Annotated in this window: 15 protein-coding genes, 1 tRNA gene and 1 pseudogene; 14 read left to right on the top strand and 3 right to left on the bottom strand. The window is 31.3% G+C overall.

Translation table 11 applies throughout. The features are described 5' to 3' along the window. The 3 genes and pseudogenes from EU92_RS0108860 to EU92_RS0108855 all read left to right on the top strand — a co-directional run. Positions 1–195: pseudogene (locus EU92_RS0108860) on the top strand (hypothetical protein); the annotation flags it as partial. Between the two features lie 446 nt (positions 196–641). Then, positions 642–1,106, top strand: a complete 465-nt coding sequence (locus EU92_RS06135) for a hypothetical protein (RefSeq protein ID WP_032513714.1) — start codon at positions 642–644, stop codon at positions 1,104–1,106. Positions 1,107–1,156: 50 nt separating this feature from the next. Further along, positions 1,157–1,522, top strand: a complete 366-nt coding sequence (locus EU92_RS0108855) for a tetratricopeptide repeat protein (RefSeq protein WP_052045058.1) — start codon at positions 1,157–1,159, stop codon at positions 1,520–1,522. Between the two features lie 185 nt (positions 1,523–1,707). On the opposite strand, the gene EU92_RS06140 is transcribed toward EU92_RS0108855, so the two are convergent. After that, a tRNA-Cys gene (locus EU92_RS06140) sits at positions 1,708–1,778 on the bottom strand. A gap of 42 nt (positions 1,779–1,820) precedes the next feature. Here EU92_RS06140 and EU92_RS09485 point away from each other — a divergent pair. Further along, positions 1,821–3,050, top strand: coding sequence for a lipid-A-disaccharide synthase-related protein (locus tag EU92_RS09485; protein WP_241432558.1), 1,230 nt, complete (start codon positions 1,821–1,823; stop codon positions 3,048–3,050). Between the two features lie 28 nt (positions 3,051–3,078). Then, a complete protein-coding gene (locus EU92_RS06145; protein WP_032513716.1) occupies positions 3,079–3,345 on the top strand; it encodes a hypothetical protein in 267 nt (88 codons plus the stop codon). 3 nt (positions 3,346–3,348) lie between these two features. Here the strand turns inward: EU92_RS06145 and EU92_RS06150 are convergent, their stop codons facing one another. Next, positions 3,349–3,984 (bottom strand): ribonuclease D, encoded by a 636-nt coding sequence (locus EU92_RS06150; protein ID WP_032513717.1) that lies wholly within the window; start codon positions 3,982–3,984, stop codon positions 3,349–3,351. A 169-nt stretch (positions 3,985–4,153) separates the two neighbouring features. On the opposite strand from EU92_RS06150, the gene EU92_RS06155 reads away from it, so the two are divergent. Beyond that, the gene (locus EU92_RS06155; protein ID WP_032523531.1) at positions 4,154–4,711 is read left to right on the top strand and encodes a cofactor assembly of complex C subunit B; all 558 of its coding nucleotides are present in this window, start codon (positions 4,154–4,156) and stop codon (positions 4,709–4,711) included. Positions 4,712–4,740: 29 nt separating this feature from the next. Here EU92_RS06155 and hemF read toward each other — a convergent pair whose 3' ends face one another. Continuing rightward, on the bottom strand, positions 4,741–5,769 hold the full coding sequence (gene hemF / locus EU92_RS06160; protein ID WP_032513720.1) for an oxygen-dependent coproporphyrinogen oxidase: 1,029 nt from the start codon (positions 5,767–5,769) through the stop codon (positions 4,741–4,743). 158 nt (positions 5,770–5,927) lie between these two features. Between hemF and EU92_RS06165 the strand changes: the two genes are divergently transcribed. The 8 genes from EU92_RS06165 to EU92_RS0108845 all read left to right on the top strand — a co-directional run bounded on the left by EU92_RS06165 (position 5,928) and on the right by EU92_RS0108845 (position 16,341). Continuing rightward, positions 5,928–6,998, top strand: a complete 1,071-nt coding sequence (locus EU92_RS06165; protein ID WP_032523401.1) for an Mrp/NBP35 family ATP-binding protein — start codon at positions 5,928–5,930, stop codon at positions 6,996–6,998. A 3-nt stretch (positions 6,999–7,001) separates the two neighbouring features. After that, a complete protein-coding gene (gene rodA / locus EU92_RS06170) occupies positions 7,002–8,270 on the top strand; it encodes a rod shape-determining protein RodA (protein WP_032513722.1) in 1,269 nt (422 codons plus the stop codon). Further along, positions 8,270–9,634: a sensor histidine kinase gene (locus tag EU92_RS06175; RefSeq protein ID WP_032523402.1), complete on the top strand. Its 1,365-nt coding sequence runs from the start codon at positions 8,270–8,272 to the stop codon at positions 9,632–9,634. Before rodA ends, EU92_RS06175 begins: the two co-directional genes overlap by 1 nt. A 112-nt stretch (positions 9,635–9,746) precedes the next feature. Then, positions 9,747–10,169: a photosystem I reaction center subunit II PsaD gene (locus EU92_RS06180; protein WP_032513725.1), complete on the top strand. Its 423-nt coding sequence runs from the start codon at positions 9,747–9,749 to the stop codon at positions 10,167–10,169. A gap of 59 nt (positions 10,170–10,228) precedes the next feature. Continuing rightward, positions 10,229–11,749 (top strand): anthranilate synthase component I family protein, encoded by a 1,521-nt coding sequence (locus EU92_RS06185; RefSeq protein ID WP_032523530.1) that lies wholly within the window; start codon positions 10,229–10,231, stop codon positions 11,747–11,749. Further along, on the top strand, positions 11,750–12,868 hold the full coding sequence (gshA, locus tag EU92_RS06190) for a glutamate--cysteine ligase (RefSeq protein ID WP_032513728.1): 1,119 nt from the start codon (positions 11,750–11,752) through the stop codon (positions 12,866–12,868). Positions 12,869–12,921: 53 nt separating this feature from the next. Further along, positions 12,922–15,891 carry a phosphoenolpyruvate carboxylase gene (ppc, locus tag EU92_RS06195; protein ID WP_032513729.1) on the top strand — a complete coding sequence of 990 codons (2,970 nt, stop codon included), beginning with the start codon at positions 12,922–12,924 and terminating at the stop codon, positions 15,889–15,891. Positions 15,892–15,894: 3 nt separating this feature from the next. Beyond that, positions 15,895–16,341: a hypothetical protein gene (locus EU92_RS0108845; RefSeq protein WP_032513730.1), complete on the top strand. Its 447-nt coding sequence runs from the start codon at positions 15,895–15,897 to the stop codon at positions 16,339–16,341. Positions 16,342–16,347: the final 6 nt, after the last annotated feature.

Here is a 16,347-nt window from a genome sequence, read left to right as displayed (position 1 = left end):
AAATTCTCGATTAAAGATTTCATACTCTCAAGCAAAGAGGCATATCAAAAGGAACTCAATAACAAAGGTGTGGGTTCAGATATAGGAAAGTCATTATTTAATAAATTCTCGATTAAAGATTTCATACTCTCAAGCAAAGAGGCATATCAAAAGGAACTCAATAACAAAGGTGTGGGTTCAGATATAGGAAAGTAATTATTTAATAAATTCTCGATTCAAGATATCATACTCTCAAGCAAAGAGGCATATCAAAGTATCAAAAAACCTTATAATTTATTAGGTAACTTACCGCCCACTCTGATCGTCTTGAGTATTAAGAATCGCTACAATAAACTCTTGTGCTTGGAACGCTTTACAGCGAAATTATTTACTAATTTGAAAAAGGCGTCACCCAGATTCGAAGCGGGTGCAAAATTTGAGAAGTGTTGCTATAACTGACTTATTTTGTGATGATTGCCTGATTCACCTACCACTCACCTACCAGAAAAATTGTTAATTAATTTTTATAAGAATCTTTTTTGCTTCTTTGGAAGGTGAAATTTTAATCACAATATAATTTAAAAGTTGAATGATGATTAAGATGAATTTAAAGATTTCAGTTCATCGAAATAGTTGGATTTTTTAATTTTTTTAATTCAAAAATGAAGGCATTTATTAAGATTATTATCTTAGGAATACTTTGTTATACGTCATTTCCAGTTAAAACTCACTTTTTAGAGCAATCTGAAGAAGAATGTAAAAAGATGAAATTAAGAGTTTTCAATTGCGAATTTAAACGGATAAGAAAACCAAACGATACTTATAGCGACTTTCAATATAAATTTGCCTTATCTAACTATAAAATTCCATCAATTATGGATAAATTTAAGCAATATCCATCTAGATACAAGGAAGGAGCATCACATACTCATATTTATTCTATGATAATTGTGAAATTTGATGATAATAAAATTATTAGAGAAAAAGGAATCATATCTATTTTTCCAAGTATGCATGCTTTCAAAAGCAAAAACTTTTCATTTTTGGTTGGGACAAGTTGTATTAGTATTTCGTATAAAAATAAAAATCTTGATAATGTTTGTAAACAAGATTTCTGGAATAGATAGATATGGAAATAAGGTAAAAGTTTAAGATAAAAAATGAAAAATCAATTGAGATGAATAAATTTTTTCAATTTAATGAACTTGTTGAAATAGGAAAAATTTTTAGCGACTGTGAGGCATATTTAATTGCTTTGGAGTATTTTGATAAGGCAATTGCTTTGAGTTACTTACCAATTAATACAGACCGTCTGGTAGAGGCATATGACCTTAGAGGGGGTGTAAAAATATTTTTGAGCAGGTATTGGGAATCAATTGCTGATTACTCTAAAGCAATAGAATTAGATCCTAAAAATTCATATTTGTATTTAGGCAGAGGAATGTCATACGAATATTTAAATCAAAATGAAGAAGCATTAAAGAACCTTCAAATGTCTTTAGCATTGAGCATGGTCGATTACTTAGAAAATGAGAAGAAATAAAGCAATATTAGATTACTGCAAAACTAAGTTGGTAGGTGAATTCATGGGATAATATTACAAAAGGGAAAAAGGTCGATTCACCTGCCACTCAACTACCGCTAAAAATTCTTTGAAATTTAAGAACCGATATTCAAAATTCAAGGTTTTGGAAGGGATTACAGAGAATCTTGTAACCCGAATAATGAAGGCGGCACCCAGATTCGAACTGGGGATAAAGGATTTGCAATCCTCTGCCTTACCACTTGGCCATGCCGCCGAAAAAAAATCAATTGAATCTTTTATTGATATTAACAGTAAGGTGACTCATTCTCTATTATTTATATGCAATGGCCATGGAGAAGATGTAATTGCATCTGAAATAATAAAAAGATTATTAAAAAAAATAAAAAATATAAATATCGAAGTTTTGCCTCTAGTAGGAAAAGGAGATGTATTTAATTCCATGCAATCAAATAATTTTCGTAAAATAGGATTTTTAAAAGTGCTGCCTAGTGGAGGTTTTAGTAATCAAAGTCTTAAGGGATTTTTGCTTGATTTGTTGGCAGGATTTTTAATTGATAATTTAAGAAATTTTTTAATTGTCAAACAAAAGTCAAAATATAACTGCAAAATTATTGCAGTAGGAGATTTTCTACCATTATTTTACGCATGGAGTTCAGAATGCGAATTTAGTTTTGTTGGAACTTCCAAAAGTGACCATACTTGGAGTGATGGTCCTGGTTGGGCTCTAAGCGATTTTTATCATAAATTTAAAGGTTCCGAATGGGACCCATGGGAAATGTTTTTAATGACATCTCCAAGATGTAAGAATTTAATTATGAGAGATAAAATCACAGCTGATAATTTGAATAGAAAGAATATTCATGCAAAATACTTAGGCAATCCAATGATGGATTTCGTGAATGCAAAAAATGAAAAGATATCAAATATTCTTGCTTTCAAAAGGATAATTTTGTTAATTGGCAGTAGATACCCAGAAGCATTTAAAAATCTTGATAATTTTCTTGACTGTTTGCAAGATCTTAATTTATCTGCAGATTTGGTAATACTTTTGCCTTTAAGCATTAATGCGAATGTAATTAAAATTCAAAGTTATTTAAATAAATATGGTTTTACAAAACAGAGTAAGGTTGAATTTTCTATTGATGAAGATTCAGTTTGGAAAAAGAAAAAACAATATATATTGATTGGAAAAGGCAAATTCAATTTATGGGCCAATATGGCTGATGTTGGTTTGTCTAATGCAGGAACTGCTACAGAGCAAATTGCTGGTCTAGGGATTCCATCTCTTTCTCTACCTGGGTCAGGACCACAATTTACAAAGTCATTTGCAAAAAGACAATCTAGATTATTGGGAGGTAGTGTTTTAGCGTGCAGGAATAAAGAAATTCTTTTGAAACGGTTAAGTTTACTTTTGAGAGAAAAAATTTATAGATTGGAGCAAGCAAAAATTGGAAAAAAAAGAATGGGTCAATCTGGCGCAAGCAAAAAAATTGTAGAATCTATCAACTCTCATTTGTTATCTTAGTAAGTGAAACCTGTGTTTTAAATCTTTTATGTATCCAATAAATGATCGGCAATATTTAAAAATTTGCGCAGAGATTGCAAAGCTTATGAGTATAAGCATATCCTCCGCTAAGAAGAAAGTAGAAATTCAAATTGCAAAAGAAGGTTCCAAAACTATTAAAGAAAAAATACAAGTTGCTCAAAATCTCTTAGAAATTTGCGAACAAAATGAAGTGAATAAACTAAGTTCTTCGCGAATACTTGATAAGCTAATGGAATCTATTAATGATGAAGATAATTTTTTAACTGAAGATTGATTTTTAATGTTCAAATATATTTGAAAATTTAAGGATGTCTAAATCAGCATGCACAGCAATTGTATTGAAACATTTTTGGGCTAACTCATATCTATTTTCTCTCTCTAAGATAACTTTTAATTTATGCATGGCTTCAATTAAATATCTAACATCATTTGCTGCATAATCTAATTGATATTTTGTTAAATCTTCCTCGCTACCCCAATCACTGCATTGTGAACTTTTGTCTAATTCTATACCTAATAATTCATTAATCAAATCTTTTAAACCGTGTTTATTTGTATATGTTCTTGCTAATTTACTGCCAATTTTTGTACAAAAAATATTTTTTGTATTAATTCCCAGATTGCATTTTAGCGCTGCTACATCAAATCTTGCATAGTGAAAGATTTTAGTAATTTTTTCATCTTCAAGAAGTGCTTTTAAATGAGGAGAAGAAGATGTATTAAGTTGGATTTTTATACAGGATGTTCTTTTATATTCATTGCATATTTGCACTAAACATAATCTATCTCTTCCATGAATTAACCCCATTGCTTCAGTGTCAATAGCTAGATAGGATGATTTTTTATAAAGATTATATAAATCTGTTGTTAAATCACTATAAAGAAGATCAATATTTTTATTTTCAATATTCATAATTTAATAAGTAATTAAAGTCATTTAAGTTTTGGGATATTATTTAATGGTTTTATTTAATTAAGAATTTTTTATCGAAATACACTTTATTTTACAGAATAAATCTAAAAAATTATAATATGATGTAACTTTAATTTTTATTCTCGAGTTACTATAAAAAATTCATTTAATGTCCTATTCCTTAAATTCAACTTTATTGCTGACAATTCTTCTCGCCATAGGATTATTTTTTTTTCTAAGAGCTTCAAGTAAAGATAGAACCACCATTGTTGAGATTTCATCTTCTCAAAAGCCAATTAAGGTTTTAAATGGTTTATGTGAATGGCTTAATTTAAGGGGATGGAAGCAAACGGGAGGAGATTTTGAACAAAGAATTTTGATATTTAAAGGACAAGTTGTGTCTAGCAAATTTTTAGCAATTTTTTTAGGTTTTCTTGGCGGTTTTGGCTCTTGCGCTTTGGGATTAGTAATTATTCAAGTATATCCTGGATTAGGTTGGTGGCCTATTCTCTTAGGATTAGTTGGTGGCCCTTTTTCTGGCATTATTTATTTTAAAAAATCAGCCAGAGAGGAGAAATTCGAATTAAGATTAATTAATGAAAATGATAACGATTCAACTTTAATGAGATTAAGAGCGCATAGGGATGAATTAATTTCGTTAGAAAATGAACTAGGAGAAAAACTTCAATTGAAAAGTGACGGTTCTTTATTTAAAACTCCTATTTAAAATCAGCTCAGAAGGAGGTTCACAATTGTTTAATCAAAAATATTATTTTCAATGCAAAATCTTTCTAAATCTTTATCATTTAACCAATCTTGCGGTTTTGTGAAAATTGACGTGAGAAATTGCTCTCTTGAACCTTTTTTAGCTTTATATCCATATTCCCATTTAGCTAAAGGTGGTAATGACATTAATATGGATTCGGTTCTACCGTTTGTTTGTAATCCAAAAATCGTCCCTCTATCCCACACTAAATTGAATTCGACATATCTACCTCTTCTATAAAGCTGAAACTCTCTTTCATTTGATGTATATTTTTGATTAACTCTTTTTTCAATAATGGGTAGATATGAAGGGAGAAAAGCTTTTCCACAGTTTTCTGCTAAAGAATATAAATCATCCCAATTTAAATTAGATTCACCAATATTTTGTGAAGCTTTTGATGCCTCTCCATCTTGATTGTTTCCTCTATAAATATTGCCTGAACCATCTTGATAATCATAAAAAATACCTCCTATACCTCGAGATTCATTTCTGTGCTTCAAGAAGAAATATTCATCACACCATGGTTTGAATACTTTATGCAAATCTTTATTAACTTTTTCACAAGCTTTTTTATGCTCTTTATGAAAATTTCTTACATCAGAAAGATAAGGATAAAAAGGTGTTAAGTCGGCACCTCCTCCAAACCACCAAACAGGACCAGCTTCAAAATACCGATAATTAAGATGAACTGTAGGAATATAGGGATTCTTAGGATGCAATACCATGGAAGTTCCTGTTGCGAACCATTCATGACCTTTTGCTTCGGGCCTCTGAGAGATTATTGATTGAGGTAATTCTTTTCCTTGTACTTCAGAAAAGTTTACTCCTGCTTGCTCAAAAATAGAACCGTTTTTCAATACTCTTGATCTGCCACCACCACCTTCGTCTCTTAGCCAAGATTCTTCAGTAAATTGCCCTTTGCCATCAATCTTTTCAAGGCCTAAACAAATTTTGTCTTGTAGATTTAATAAGAGATTTTTAGTTTTTTCTCTCGAATTTTTAGGGGGTTCTTTGAACATGTATTTAGTAAATCTTAAGAAAAAGAATTTTTTGGTTAATTATAAGTTTCCCTTTATAATTTCTCTTAAGGGGGGCTTATTTCCTATTATTTGATAGTTCGACATAGTTCTTAATCTTTTAAAGAGTCGACTACCTTGTTAAAATATTTAAAAGTTTAATGACCACAATAGAAGATGCCAATTTTGCTTTACAAAGGGTTTTAGATGTTGGATCAAAGAAAAATGTAATTGAATTACAGTGGATTAAAAACGTAAGAGTAATTATACCAAGAGTAATCTTAACACTATCATTACCATCATTCGCAAATTCTCAGAGAGATAGAATTGTACAAGAGGTTCGCCAAATACTACTAAATTTTAAAGATATTGATGATGTTCAAATAGAGATAGATAATAATCCTCCGAAACCAGAATCTAAAACAGATAGTAATGTCCCTGAATTGCAGCAGATTAAAGGTATTCGGCACATCATAGCTGTTAGTAGTGGAAAAGGTGGAGTTGGGAAAAGTACCATTGCAGTTAATCTTGCTTGTTCTTTAGCTAAATTAGGATTAAAAACTGGTTTGCTAGATGCGGATATTTATGGACCTAATACTCCATCAATGATGGGAGTCGCTGAACAGAATCCAAAGGTTACAGAAGGCAGTGGTAATGATCAAAGGTTAATACCAATAAGTAAATATGGAATTTCTTTAGTATCAATGGGTTTTCTCATAGAAGAAGGTCAGCCAGTTATATGGAGAGGACCAATGCTAAATAGTATTATCCGTCAATTTCTCTACCAAGTTGAATGGAATAATCTTGATTTTTTGGTTATTGACTTACCTCCAGGAACAGGAGACGCTCAAATTTCCTTATCTCAATCTGTACCTATTTCTGGAGCTATTGTAGTCACTACTCCACAACAAGTATCTTTGCAAGATGCAAGAAGGGGATTAGCAATGTTTAAACAACTTGGGGTACCTTTATTGGGGATTGTAGAAAACATGTCAGTATTTATTCCGCCTGATATGCCTAATAAAAAATATGAAATTTTTGGAAAAGGTGGTGGACAAACTCTAGCTAAAGAGAATGATTTACCATTATTAGCTCAAATTCCTATTGAAATCCCGCTTGTTGATGAAAGCAACAAAGGCATACCAATCTCAATAAGCCAGCCAAATAAAGAAAGTTCCATTAGATTTGGTAATTTAGCCCAATTAATTGAAAATAAATTTATTAGTAAATAATTTATGTTTAAGGGAATTTCTTTATTAAATCAGAGAGGATTTTTAAGCAAAAAATACAAGTTTAGTAGAGGATTTTTATTTTCTCCAATACTTTTGATTCCCCTATGTTTGGTTATAATTTCGGGTTTTTTAATAAAAAGTATCCAAGGAGATTTATTAGTGTCTAATTATTCAACTCATATTTTGACTGGATTTTTAGGATATTTTTTGGCATATTTGATTTCTTATATACCCTTAGAGAGAATAAGAAAGTATTTGATACCATTCTATTTGTGTACTTTAATATCCTTATTTCTTGTTTATTTTGTAGGGATCTCAGTTTCTGGATCTCAAAGATGGCTAAACTTGGGGATTCTTTCCTTTCAGCCTTCGGAAGTATCTAAATTAAGCACTGTGCTAACTCTTGCATTAGTGCTCGACAAAAAAATAATTTCAACAATAAGAGATTTAGTATTACCCTTGTTAGTAGTTATTTTCCCTTGGATATTAATTTTCTTTCAACCGGACTTAGGAACCTCTTTAGTTTTAGTAGTTTTGACAGGTGTAATGCTCTATTGGGCTCAAATGCCCATAGAGTGGATTTTAATATTAGTCTTTTGTATTGTTACTTCGATATTGTATTTAACTTTTCCAACTGTTCTTTGTGTTTGGATTCCATTTATAGGATATCTTGCTTATAGATCTTCGAAAAAGAAAATTATTTTTTCAGTTCTTGCGATTTCCTTTCATTTTTTCATAGCAAAATTTACACCAATTTTATGGCAATACGGTCTAAAAGAATATCAAAAAGATAGATTAGTTTTATTTTTAGATCCAAATAGAGATCCATTAGGTGGTGGATATCATTTAATTCAGAGTAAAATTGCAATTGGCTCTGGAGGACTCTTCGGGACTGGCTTATTACAAGGTAAGCTGACTAATTTGCAATTTATACCAGAGCAACATACTGATTTTATATTCAGTGCTTTAGGTGAAGAATTGGGTTTTTTAGGATGCATAATAGTTTTATTTTTGTTCTTTTTTTTGATTAAAAAACTTATTAATATTGCAAAAAGTGCTAGAAGTGACTTCGAATCCCTAATTATTATTGGAATCGCTGCAACTTTTTTATTCCAAATAATTATTAATTTATTTATGACCATTGGATTAGGACCAGTTACTGGAATACCTCTTCCTTTTATGAGCTATGGCAGAACATCTTTGGTAATTAACTTTATATCTATTGGATTTGTCTTATCTATACTGAAACGCTCTAGATCATTAAGACATTGATGAAATCTCAAATTACTATAAAAAAAATTCAGGACCTTTTGATTAAAGGATTGCAAAATATATATGTCGATGATGATTCCTCTAGGAGAATGTGGTGGGCATCTTTAGAAGTTATTCAAAAAGACTTTCTTGCTCAGAATTATCAACAGGGAGGTATTTGGGTCGCCTCTCCTTTGCCAGCAATTAATGACAAAAGATTTTTGAACCAACTTCATGGATGGTTGTGGGCACCGGAGGGTTTTCCATATTTTCAAAAAGATAATATAGGTTTTTTACCAGTCAATAATTCCGCCAAGGTAAAAAAAGATTTTGATTTCATTAGTAATTATAAAGTCTTAAATCTCAGTCAAAAAGATGGTTATGAACCTTTTCTGATGATAATTACTCCAAATTTTCAATGTATATTATCAATCGTAGGAGAAAAAGATAAGAAAATCCTTTTAATGAAATGTGACGAAGAAAGCTTAAAAATTTCAATTGAATTAATGCATGCGAAATTAAATCAAGAAAATTACGAAGAAGGAGTTAAATTTCGTAGTGCAATAAATAATTTAGGCAATCTTAATATTAATAATCAATTTGAAAGAATTTTTTGGCCAATATTATCTGCAAAATTAGCAAAGTTGGCTCCAAACCACAATATTCAGAATTCTGCGAAAAATGATAAAAAAAATGTACAAATAACTGAAGCAAAATTGTTAAGTGCAATATCACATGAAGTAAGAACTCCTTTGGCCACTATTAGAACCCTAATAAGTTCTACTTTAAAAAAATATAATATGGATGAATCAATGAGAAATCGTTTAATTCAAATAGATAATGAATGTAATGAACAAATTCATAGGTTTGGTTTAATCTTCAATGCTGCAGAATTGGTAAGTAATGAAGTTCCTTCATCAAATAATTTGGCAAAAATTAATTTAGCTGAAATTTTTAATAAACTTACTCCTGTATGGAATAAACAATTAAATCGACGTGGGATTTCTCTAAAGATCGATATCCCCAGTCAACTTCCTCAAATTTTGAGTGATTCTGAAAAATTAGAATTAATGTTAAGGGGATTAATTGATAAAAATACTAGAGGATTAAAAGAAGGTAGTACTTTAATTTTAGAATTAAGACCAGCTGGCCAAAAACTCAAACTTCAACTAAAAGTACAAAAATTAGATAGTAAGACAAAAGAAATATTAAAAAGAGACAAAGGTTCTGATTTAGGACCTGTTTTAAATTGGAATCCTCAAACAGGCAGTTTACAATTAAGTCAAAATGCTACTCAAAAGTTGTTAGCTAGTTTAGGAGGGCATGTCACACAAAGACGTGATACAGGTTTAACAGTATTTTTCCCGATTTCAGATTCCAATTAAAATGAAAAAATAAGTTTCATATTTATTAAATAATGTAGAAACTTTTCTATCAATTTTGAATTTTGTAAAATATGAATGCTAATTTCTTATTATAAATAACTGAAAATCTAGGATGACGGAAACTTTAGTTGGCCAATTTCCAAAGCATATAGGAAGTACTGGGGGTTTATTAAACTCAGCAGAAACAGAAGAAAAATATGCAATTGTATGGAATAGTTCGAAAGAACAACCATTTGAATTACCCACAGGTGGTGCTGCTGTTATGCATGAAGGTGATAATTTAATGTACTTTGCAAGAAAAGAACAATGCCTTGCTTTGGGAACACAATTACGAGCTTTCAAACCAAGAATTGAGGACTTTAAAATCTATAGAGTTTTTCCAGGTGGCGATATTGAATTCTTACATCCAAAAGATGGTGTTTTCCCTGAGAAAGTTAATGAGGGTAGAGAAAAAGTCGGACATAACCCAAGGAGAATAGGTGAGAATCCCAATCCGGCTGGGTTGAAATTTACAACTAAGAATACTTTTGATTAAATTCCTCAAAGTTGATATAAAAGAAGTATATAATTATAATTTGGGTTGACATTATTAGTATGATCAGCACAAAGAAAGATATATTTTTCAAGGCTCATAAAGAAGGTAAAAATTTTATACCTATCACTCAAACTTGGCCAGCAGATTTAGAAACTCCATTGTCAACTTGGTTAAAATTAACCGAAAAAGATTCGCATGGTGTTTTTCTTGAGTCTGTAGAAGGTGGAGAAAATTTGGGAAGATGGAGTATTGTTGCTACTAAACCTCTTTGGGAAGCATTTTGTTATCGAGACGAAATAGTTAAAACTTGGAATAATGGAACAACTGAAACATATAAAGGGGATCCCTTTAATTTTTTAAGAACTTGGACAAACCAATATAAGTCAACCATGCTTGATGACTTCCCATCAATTGGACAGCTGTATGGTGCATGGGGCTATGAACTAATTAATCGAATAGAACCAAGCGTTCCAATAAATGAAATAGAAGAAAACAATATACCTTATGGTTCCTGGATGTTTTTTGATCAGTTAGTTGTTTTTGATCAAATAAAAAGGTGTATAACCGCAGTAGTATATGCGGATACAACTTCTTTAAAAGAGCCTTCTATTGAGGAAGTTTATTTAAATTCAATTTCTAAAATTAAGAAAACTAGAGATTTAATGAAAGTTCCTCTTAAAGAAAAAGAATTTTTAGAGTGGAATGAAAATGAGAATTTGAATTTAGATATTCAAAGTAATTGGAAGAAAAAAGATTTTGAGGATGCAGTTCTCTTGGCAAAAGAATATATAAGAAAAGGAGATATCTTTCAAATAGTCTTAAGTCAGAGATTTCATACTCAAGTCAATAATGACCCCTTTAATTTATACAGAAGTTTAAGGATGGTTAATCCTTCTCCATATATGTCATTTTTTGATTTTGGCTCATGGTATTTGATAGGTTCTAGTCCTGAAGTTATGGTTAAAGCTGAAAAAAATCAAAAAAGTCAGATCGTTGCAAGTTTAAGGCCAATAGCTGGGACAAGACCTAGAGGCAATGATTCTCAACAAGATCAGGAATTAGAAAAGGATTTATTAAAAGATCCAAAAGAGGTGGCAGAGCATGTAATGCTTATAGATCTTGGTAGAAATGATTTAGGAAGAGTGTGTGAAATTGGAACTGTGGAGGTCAAAGATTTAATGGTTATTGAAAAATATTCACATGTAATGCATATAGTGAGTGAAGTTGAGGGAATCTTGAAAACTAATACTGATGTATGGGATTTATTAAAGGCATGTTTCCCTGCTGGGACAGTAACGGGGGCACCAAAAATAAGAGCTATGCAATTGATTAAAAACTTTGAAAAAGATGCTAGAGGACCTTATGCCGGTGTTTATGGATCTATCGATATTAATGGCGCCTTAAATACTGCAATTACAATAAGAACTATGATAGTTAAACCCTCAAAAGATGGAAAATATACTGTATCAGTGCAAGCAGGTGCTGGAATAGTTGCTGATTCCTGTCCTGAGAATGAATATCAAGAGACAATTAATAAAGCTAAGGGGATACTAAAAGCATTAGCTTGTTTGGATAAATAAATGAGTAAAGTAAATCTCTTTAAGGGTTTTGAAGTGGAACTTTTCACAGGTTCTTTAAATTCTCATATTGGTCTTTCAGCTGATATTGAAAAAAATTTTGCTAATTTTGTGAAAGAGCCAGATAACAGAAATGTTGAATACATAACAACACCTGAAAAAGACTATAAGTTCTTATATGAGCAATTATTAACTCCAAGAAAAAATTTAAGAAAATGGTTAAAAAATAAACGCTTAACAATTATACCTTCATCTACTCTTTGTTTTAAACATGATATGCAACTTCAACGATCTGATATTGATAATGTTTATCATCAATTTATACAAGATAATTATGGAACCTCTATTGCTACTTCAAGTGTCCATATAAATATAGGAATAGATAACTTAGATAAGCTTTTTGCTGCCATTAGATTGATAAGATCTGAAGCTGCTTTGTATCTATCCATAAGTGCTAGCTCACCTTTTTTGAATAATAAAATTACTGATAATCACTCTCAGAGGTGGATTCAGTTTCCTAAAACACCAAGTAAGGTACCTTTTTTTGTAAATCATAATTCCTATATTGATTGGATGGAGGAAAATATGGCTAATAAAAATATGCAAAATATCAGGCATTTTTGGTCTTCAATTAGACCAAATGGTCCCCAAAGGCCTTTAATTCTTGATCGTTTGGAACTGAGAATTTGTGATTTCGTTCATGATATTAATTTGTTGTTAGGTATAACGGCAATGTTAGAACTAAGGATTTTGCATCTTTTTGAAAATATAAATACTTTAGATCCCTTAACTGCGAGTGTTTTTTCAATTGATCAATTATCAGAAATATGCGATCAAAATGAAATTAATGCGGCTAGAGATAGTTTGAATTCAGACTTAATTCATTGGCAACATGGCAAAAAAGTTGTTTGTAGAGAATGGATTCAAAACTTATTATCTGATTTATCATCCATCGCAGAAAAATTAAATATGAAACATCTTTTGAAACCTATTTATAAAGTACTTGAAGAAGGGAATCAATCTATGAAATGGATAAATCAATATGAAAAAGGTCTTTCTATTGAGCAAATAATGAAAATTTCTATCGATGATATGATCAAGAATGAAGATGGGAGTGTTTGATTATTTAAACAAACATTTAAACTCAATATTTTCACTTGTGACATAATGATTATATGGAATCTTTTCAACAGATTAAAAGTAATAACGTGGATCTTATAAGCAATAACGATCCACTTGATAAAAATCGTCTTTTAATAGAGGATTTATGGGAATCTGTGCTCAGAGAAGAATGCCCTGAAGATCAAGCAGAGAGATTGATTCAGCTTAAAGAATTAAGTTATTCAAAACAAATTGATGGTGATATTTCGAAAACTTTTAAAAATGAAATAGTTGATATCGTAAATTCTATGGATTTGGCAGAATCTATTGCAGCTGCAAGAGCTTTTTCATTATATTTTCAACTGGTAAATATTTTGGAACAAAGAGTTGAGGAAGATAGATATATTCAAAGCTTTACGAATAAGAATGTTCAGAAATCACCCGATAATCTTGATCCTTTTGCACCAGCATTGGCGAGACAAAATGCTCCAGTAACTTTTAGAGAATTATTCTATAGGCTGAGGAAATTAAATGTACCTCCTGGAAAATTAGAGGAGTTGTTGCAAGAAATGGATATTCGGTTAGTTTTTACTGCACATCCCACCGAGATAGTAAGACATACGATTAGACATAAGCAAACTAGAGTGGCAAATTTGTTAAAAAAAATACAGGTTGAGCAATTTTTAACAAAAGAAGAAAAAAGTTCTCTAAAAAATCAATTAAAAGAGGAAGTAAGACTCTGGTGGAGAACAGATGAATTGCATCAATTTAAACCATCAGTTTTAGACGAAGTAGATTATGCCTTGCATTATTTTCAGCAAGTTTTATTTAATGCAATGCCTCAATTGAGAGGAAGAATTGCTGAAGCACTGATCGAAAACTATCCAGATGTTCAGATGCCCTCTGAATCTTTTTGTAACTTCGGTTCTTGGGTTGGCTCTGATAGGGATGGAAATCCATCGGTCACTCCGGAGATAACATGGAGAACTGCTTGCTTCCAAAGGCAGTTGATGTTGGAAAGATATATTATTGCTACATCTAACCTCAGAGATCAATTAAGTGTCTCTATGCAATGGAGTCAAGTCAGTTCTTCTCTATTAGAGTCATTAGAAACAGATAGGGTAAAGTTTCCAGAAATATATGAAGCTAGGGCGACAAGATACAGATCAGAACCTTACAGATTAAAGTTAAGTTACATTTTGGAAAAATTAAGATTAACGCAAGAAAGGAATAATTTATTAGCTGATAGTGGGTGGAAATTTGACTTAGAGGGGGAAATGGATACTAAAAATATTGATAAAGTTGAAAACCTCTATTACAAATCAGTAAATGAATTTACTTATGATCTCGAATTGATTAAAAATAGCCTTATTAGTTCGGATTTGACTTGTGAAGCAGTAAATACCTTACTTACTCAGGTTCATATTTTTGGATTTTCTTTAGCAAGTTTAGATATACGTCAAGAAAGTACAAGACATAGTGACGCTATAAAAGAACTGACAAATTATCTTGATTTATCTGTCCTATATGATCAAATGTCTGAGGAAGAGAAAATTAAATGGCTTGTAGACGAATTAAATACAAAAAGGCCTTTAATTCCTTCTGACGTCAACTGGACAAAAACTACAGAAGAAACCTTTTCAGTTTTTAAAATGGTTAAGAGACTTCAGCAAGAATTTGGAAGTCGTATTTGTCATTCTTATGTGATTTCAATGAGTCACAGTGCATCTGATTTGCTTGAAGTTCTCTTACTGGCAAAAGAGATGGGACTTCTTGATAAAAATTCACAGAAGTCAAAATTATTAGTTGTTCCTCTTTTCGAAACGGTTGAAGATCTTAAAAGAGCACCAGAAGTAATGGAAAAGTTATTTAAATTGGATTTTTACAAATCATTATTGCCAAAAGTTGGAGAATCTTTTAAACCTCTTCAAGAATTAATGCTTGGTTATTCTGATAGTAATAAAGATTCAGGGTTTGTTTCTAGTAACTGGGAAATTCATAGAGCCCAAATAGCTCTTCAAAATCTTGCAAGTAGAAATAACATATTGCTAAGACTTTTTCATGGAAGAGGCGGTTCTGTAGGAAGAGGTGGAGGCCCTGCTTATCAGGCAATATTGGCTCAACCAAGCGGTACTTTAAAGGGGAGAATTAAAATAACAGAACAAGGAGAAGTTCTAGCTTCAAAATATAGTCTTCCAGAACTTGCCTTGTATAATCTAGAAACTGTTACTACAGCGGTTATTCAAAATAGTCTGGTAAATAATAGACTTGACGATACCCCAGAATGGAATCAGTTGATGTCTAGGCTGGCTGAAACATCAAGATCTCACTACAGAAAATTAGTTCATGAGAATCCTGATTTATTAAATTTCTTTCAAGAGGTCACACCAATAGAAGAAATTAGTAAATTACAAATATCTAGCAGGCCTGCGAGAAGAAAAAAAGGAGCAAAAGATTTGTCAAGTTTAAGAGCTATTCCATGGGTATTTGGGTGGACACAAAGTAGATTTCTTTTGCCAAGTTGGTTTGGAGTAGGAACTGCATTATCATCTGAATTGAATTCTGATCCACAACAAATTGAATTATTAAGAGTTCTGCATCAAAGATGGCCATTCTTCAGGATGCTTATTTCAAAGGTAGAAATGACATTATCTAAGGTAGATTTGGAAGTCGCTAAATATTATGTTGATACTCTTGGCAGTAAAGAAAATAAAGATTCCTTTGATGTTATTTTCGAAATAATTTCTAAAGAATATAATCTTACAAAATCTCTAATTCTCGAAATTACTGGTAAAAATAAGCTCCTCGAATCCGATAGAGACTTGAAATTATCAGTAAGCTTGAGAAATAAGACAATAATCCCATTAGGTTTTTTGCAGGTTTCACTTTTAAGAAGACTTAGAGATCAAACAAGACAACCTCCAATTAGCGAATTTCTTATGGATAAAGATGAATCTACAAGAGCTTATAGTAGAAGTGAACTGTTGAGAGGGGCACTTTTAACCATTAATGGCATAGCTGCTGGCATGAGAAATACAGGTTGATCATTGCGATACTTTTCTAAAAAAAAACTTGTTCTTCCTGAAGGTTATTTTGTTAACTATTCTCAGATCCCATTAGCTAAAGAAGTTAACAAATTGTTGGCGAATTGTGGTTGTGAAACATTCCCAATAAAACCTCTTACTGAGGCTATTCAAAAAAGTAGTTTCTTTTTTACCATACAGAATGAATTGAAAAATAAATTATATGGCTTTGTAAGGGTTACATCAGACAAGGGGTTGAATGCAAACTTATGGAATTTAAGTGCAGCATCAGGTAATAATCAGCAACTTTATTATTCAATATTGCTTCAAGTAACTCTTGAGAAAATAAATAGGGAAATGCCTGGATGCAGTATTTCTGTGCAGGCTCCAGTGTCGTCATTAAAAAGTTTAGAAGAAAGTGGATTTATATTAGATCCAAATGGAATAAGAGTAATGGGATATAAACTCTAAAAATTA

The organism is Prochlorococcus marinus str. MIT 9107 (genome assembly GCF_000759855.1).
Classification (GTDB): Bacteria; Cyanobacteriota; Cyanobacteriia; order PCC-6307; family Cyanobiaceae; genus Prochlorococcus_A; species Prochlorococcus_A marinus_N.
The sequence above is the reverse complement of the archived record's forward strand: the minus strand, read 5'-3'. Positions and strand labels throughout refer to the sequence as shown.

Bases quoted from the DNA above. Each gene is read 5' to 3' on its own strand.
- EU92_RS06135 (WP_032513714.1), top strand. From the start codon at position 642: ATGAAGGCATTTATTAAGATTATTATCTTAGGAATACTTTGTTATACG.
- EU92_RS0108855 (WP_052045058.1), top strand. From the start codon at position 1,157: ATGAATAAATTTTTTCAATTTAATGAACTTGTTGAAATAGGAAAAATT.
- EU92_RS06145 (WP_032513716.1), top strand. From the start codon at position 3,079: ATGTATCCAATAAATGATCGGCAATATTTAAAAATTTGCGCAGAGATT.
- EU92_RS06150 (WP_032513717.1), bottom strand. From the start codon at position 3,984: ATGAATATTGAAAATAAAAATATTGATCTTCTTTATAGTGATTTAACA.
- EU92_RS06155 (WP_032523531.1), top strand. From the start codon at position 4,154: ATGTCCTATTCCTTAAATTCAACTTTATTGCTGACAATTCTTCTCGCC.
- hemF (WP_032513720.1), bottom strand. From the start codon at position 5,769: ATGTTCAAAGAACCCCCTAAAAATTCGAGAGAAAAAACTAAAAATCTC.
- EU92_RS06165 (WP_032523401.1), top strand. From the start codon at position 5,928: ATGACCACAATAGAAGATGCCAATTTTGCTTTACAAAGGGTTTTAGAT.
- rodA (WP_032513722.1), top strand. From the start codon at position 7,002: ATGTTTAAGGGAATTTCTTTATTAAATCAGAGAGGATTTTTAAGCAAA.
- EU92_RS06175 (WP_032523402.1), top strand. From the start codon at position 8,270: ATGAAATCTCAAATTACTATAAAAAAAATTCAGGACCTTTTGATTAAA.
- EU92_RS06180 (WP_032513725.1), top strand. From the start codon at position 9,747: ATGACGGAAACTTTAGTTGGCCAATTTCCAAAGCATATAGGAAGTACT.
- EU92_RS06185 (WP_032523530.1), top strand. From the start codon at position 10,229: ATGATCAGCACAAAGAAAGATATATTTTTCAAGGCTCATAAAGAAGGT.
- gshA (WP_032513728.1), top strand. From the start codon at position 11,750: ATGAGTAAAGTAAATCTCTTTAAGGGTTTTGAAGTGGAACTTTTCACA.
- ppc (WP_032513729.1), top strand. From the start codon at position 12,922: ATGGAATCTTTTCAACAGATTAAAAGTAATAACGTGGATCTTATAAGC.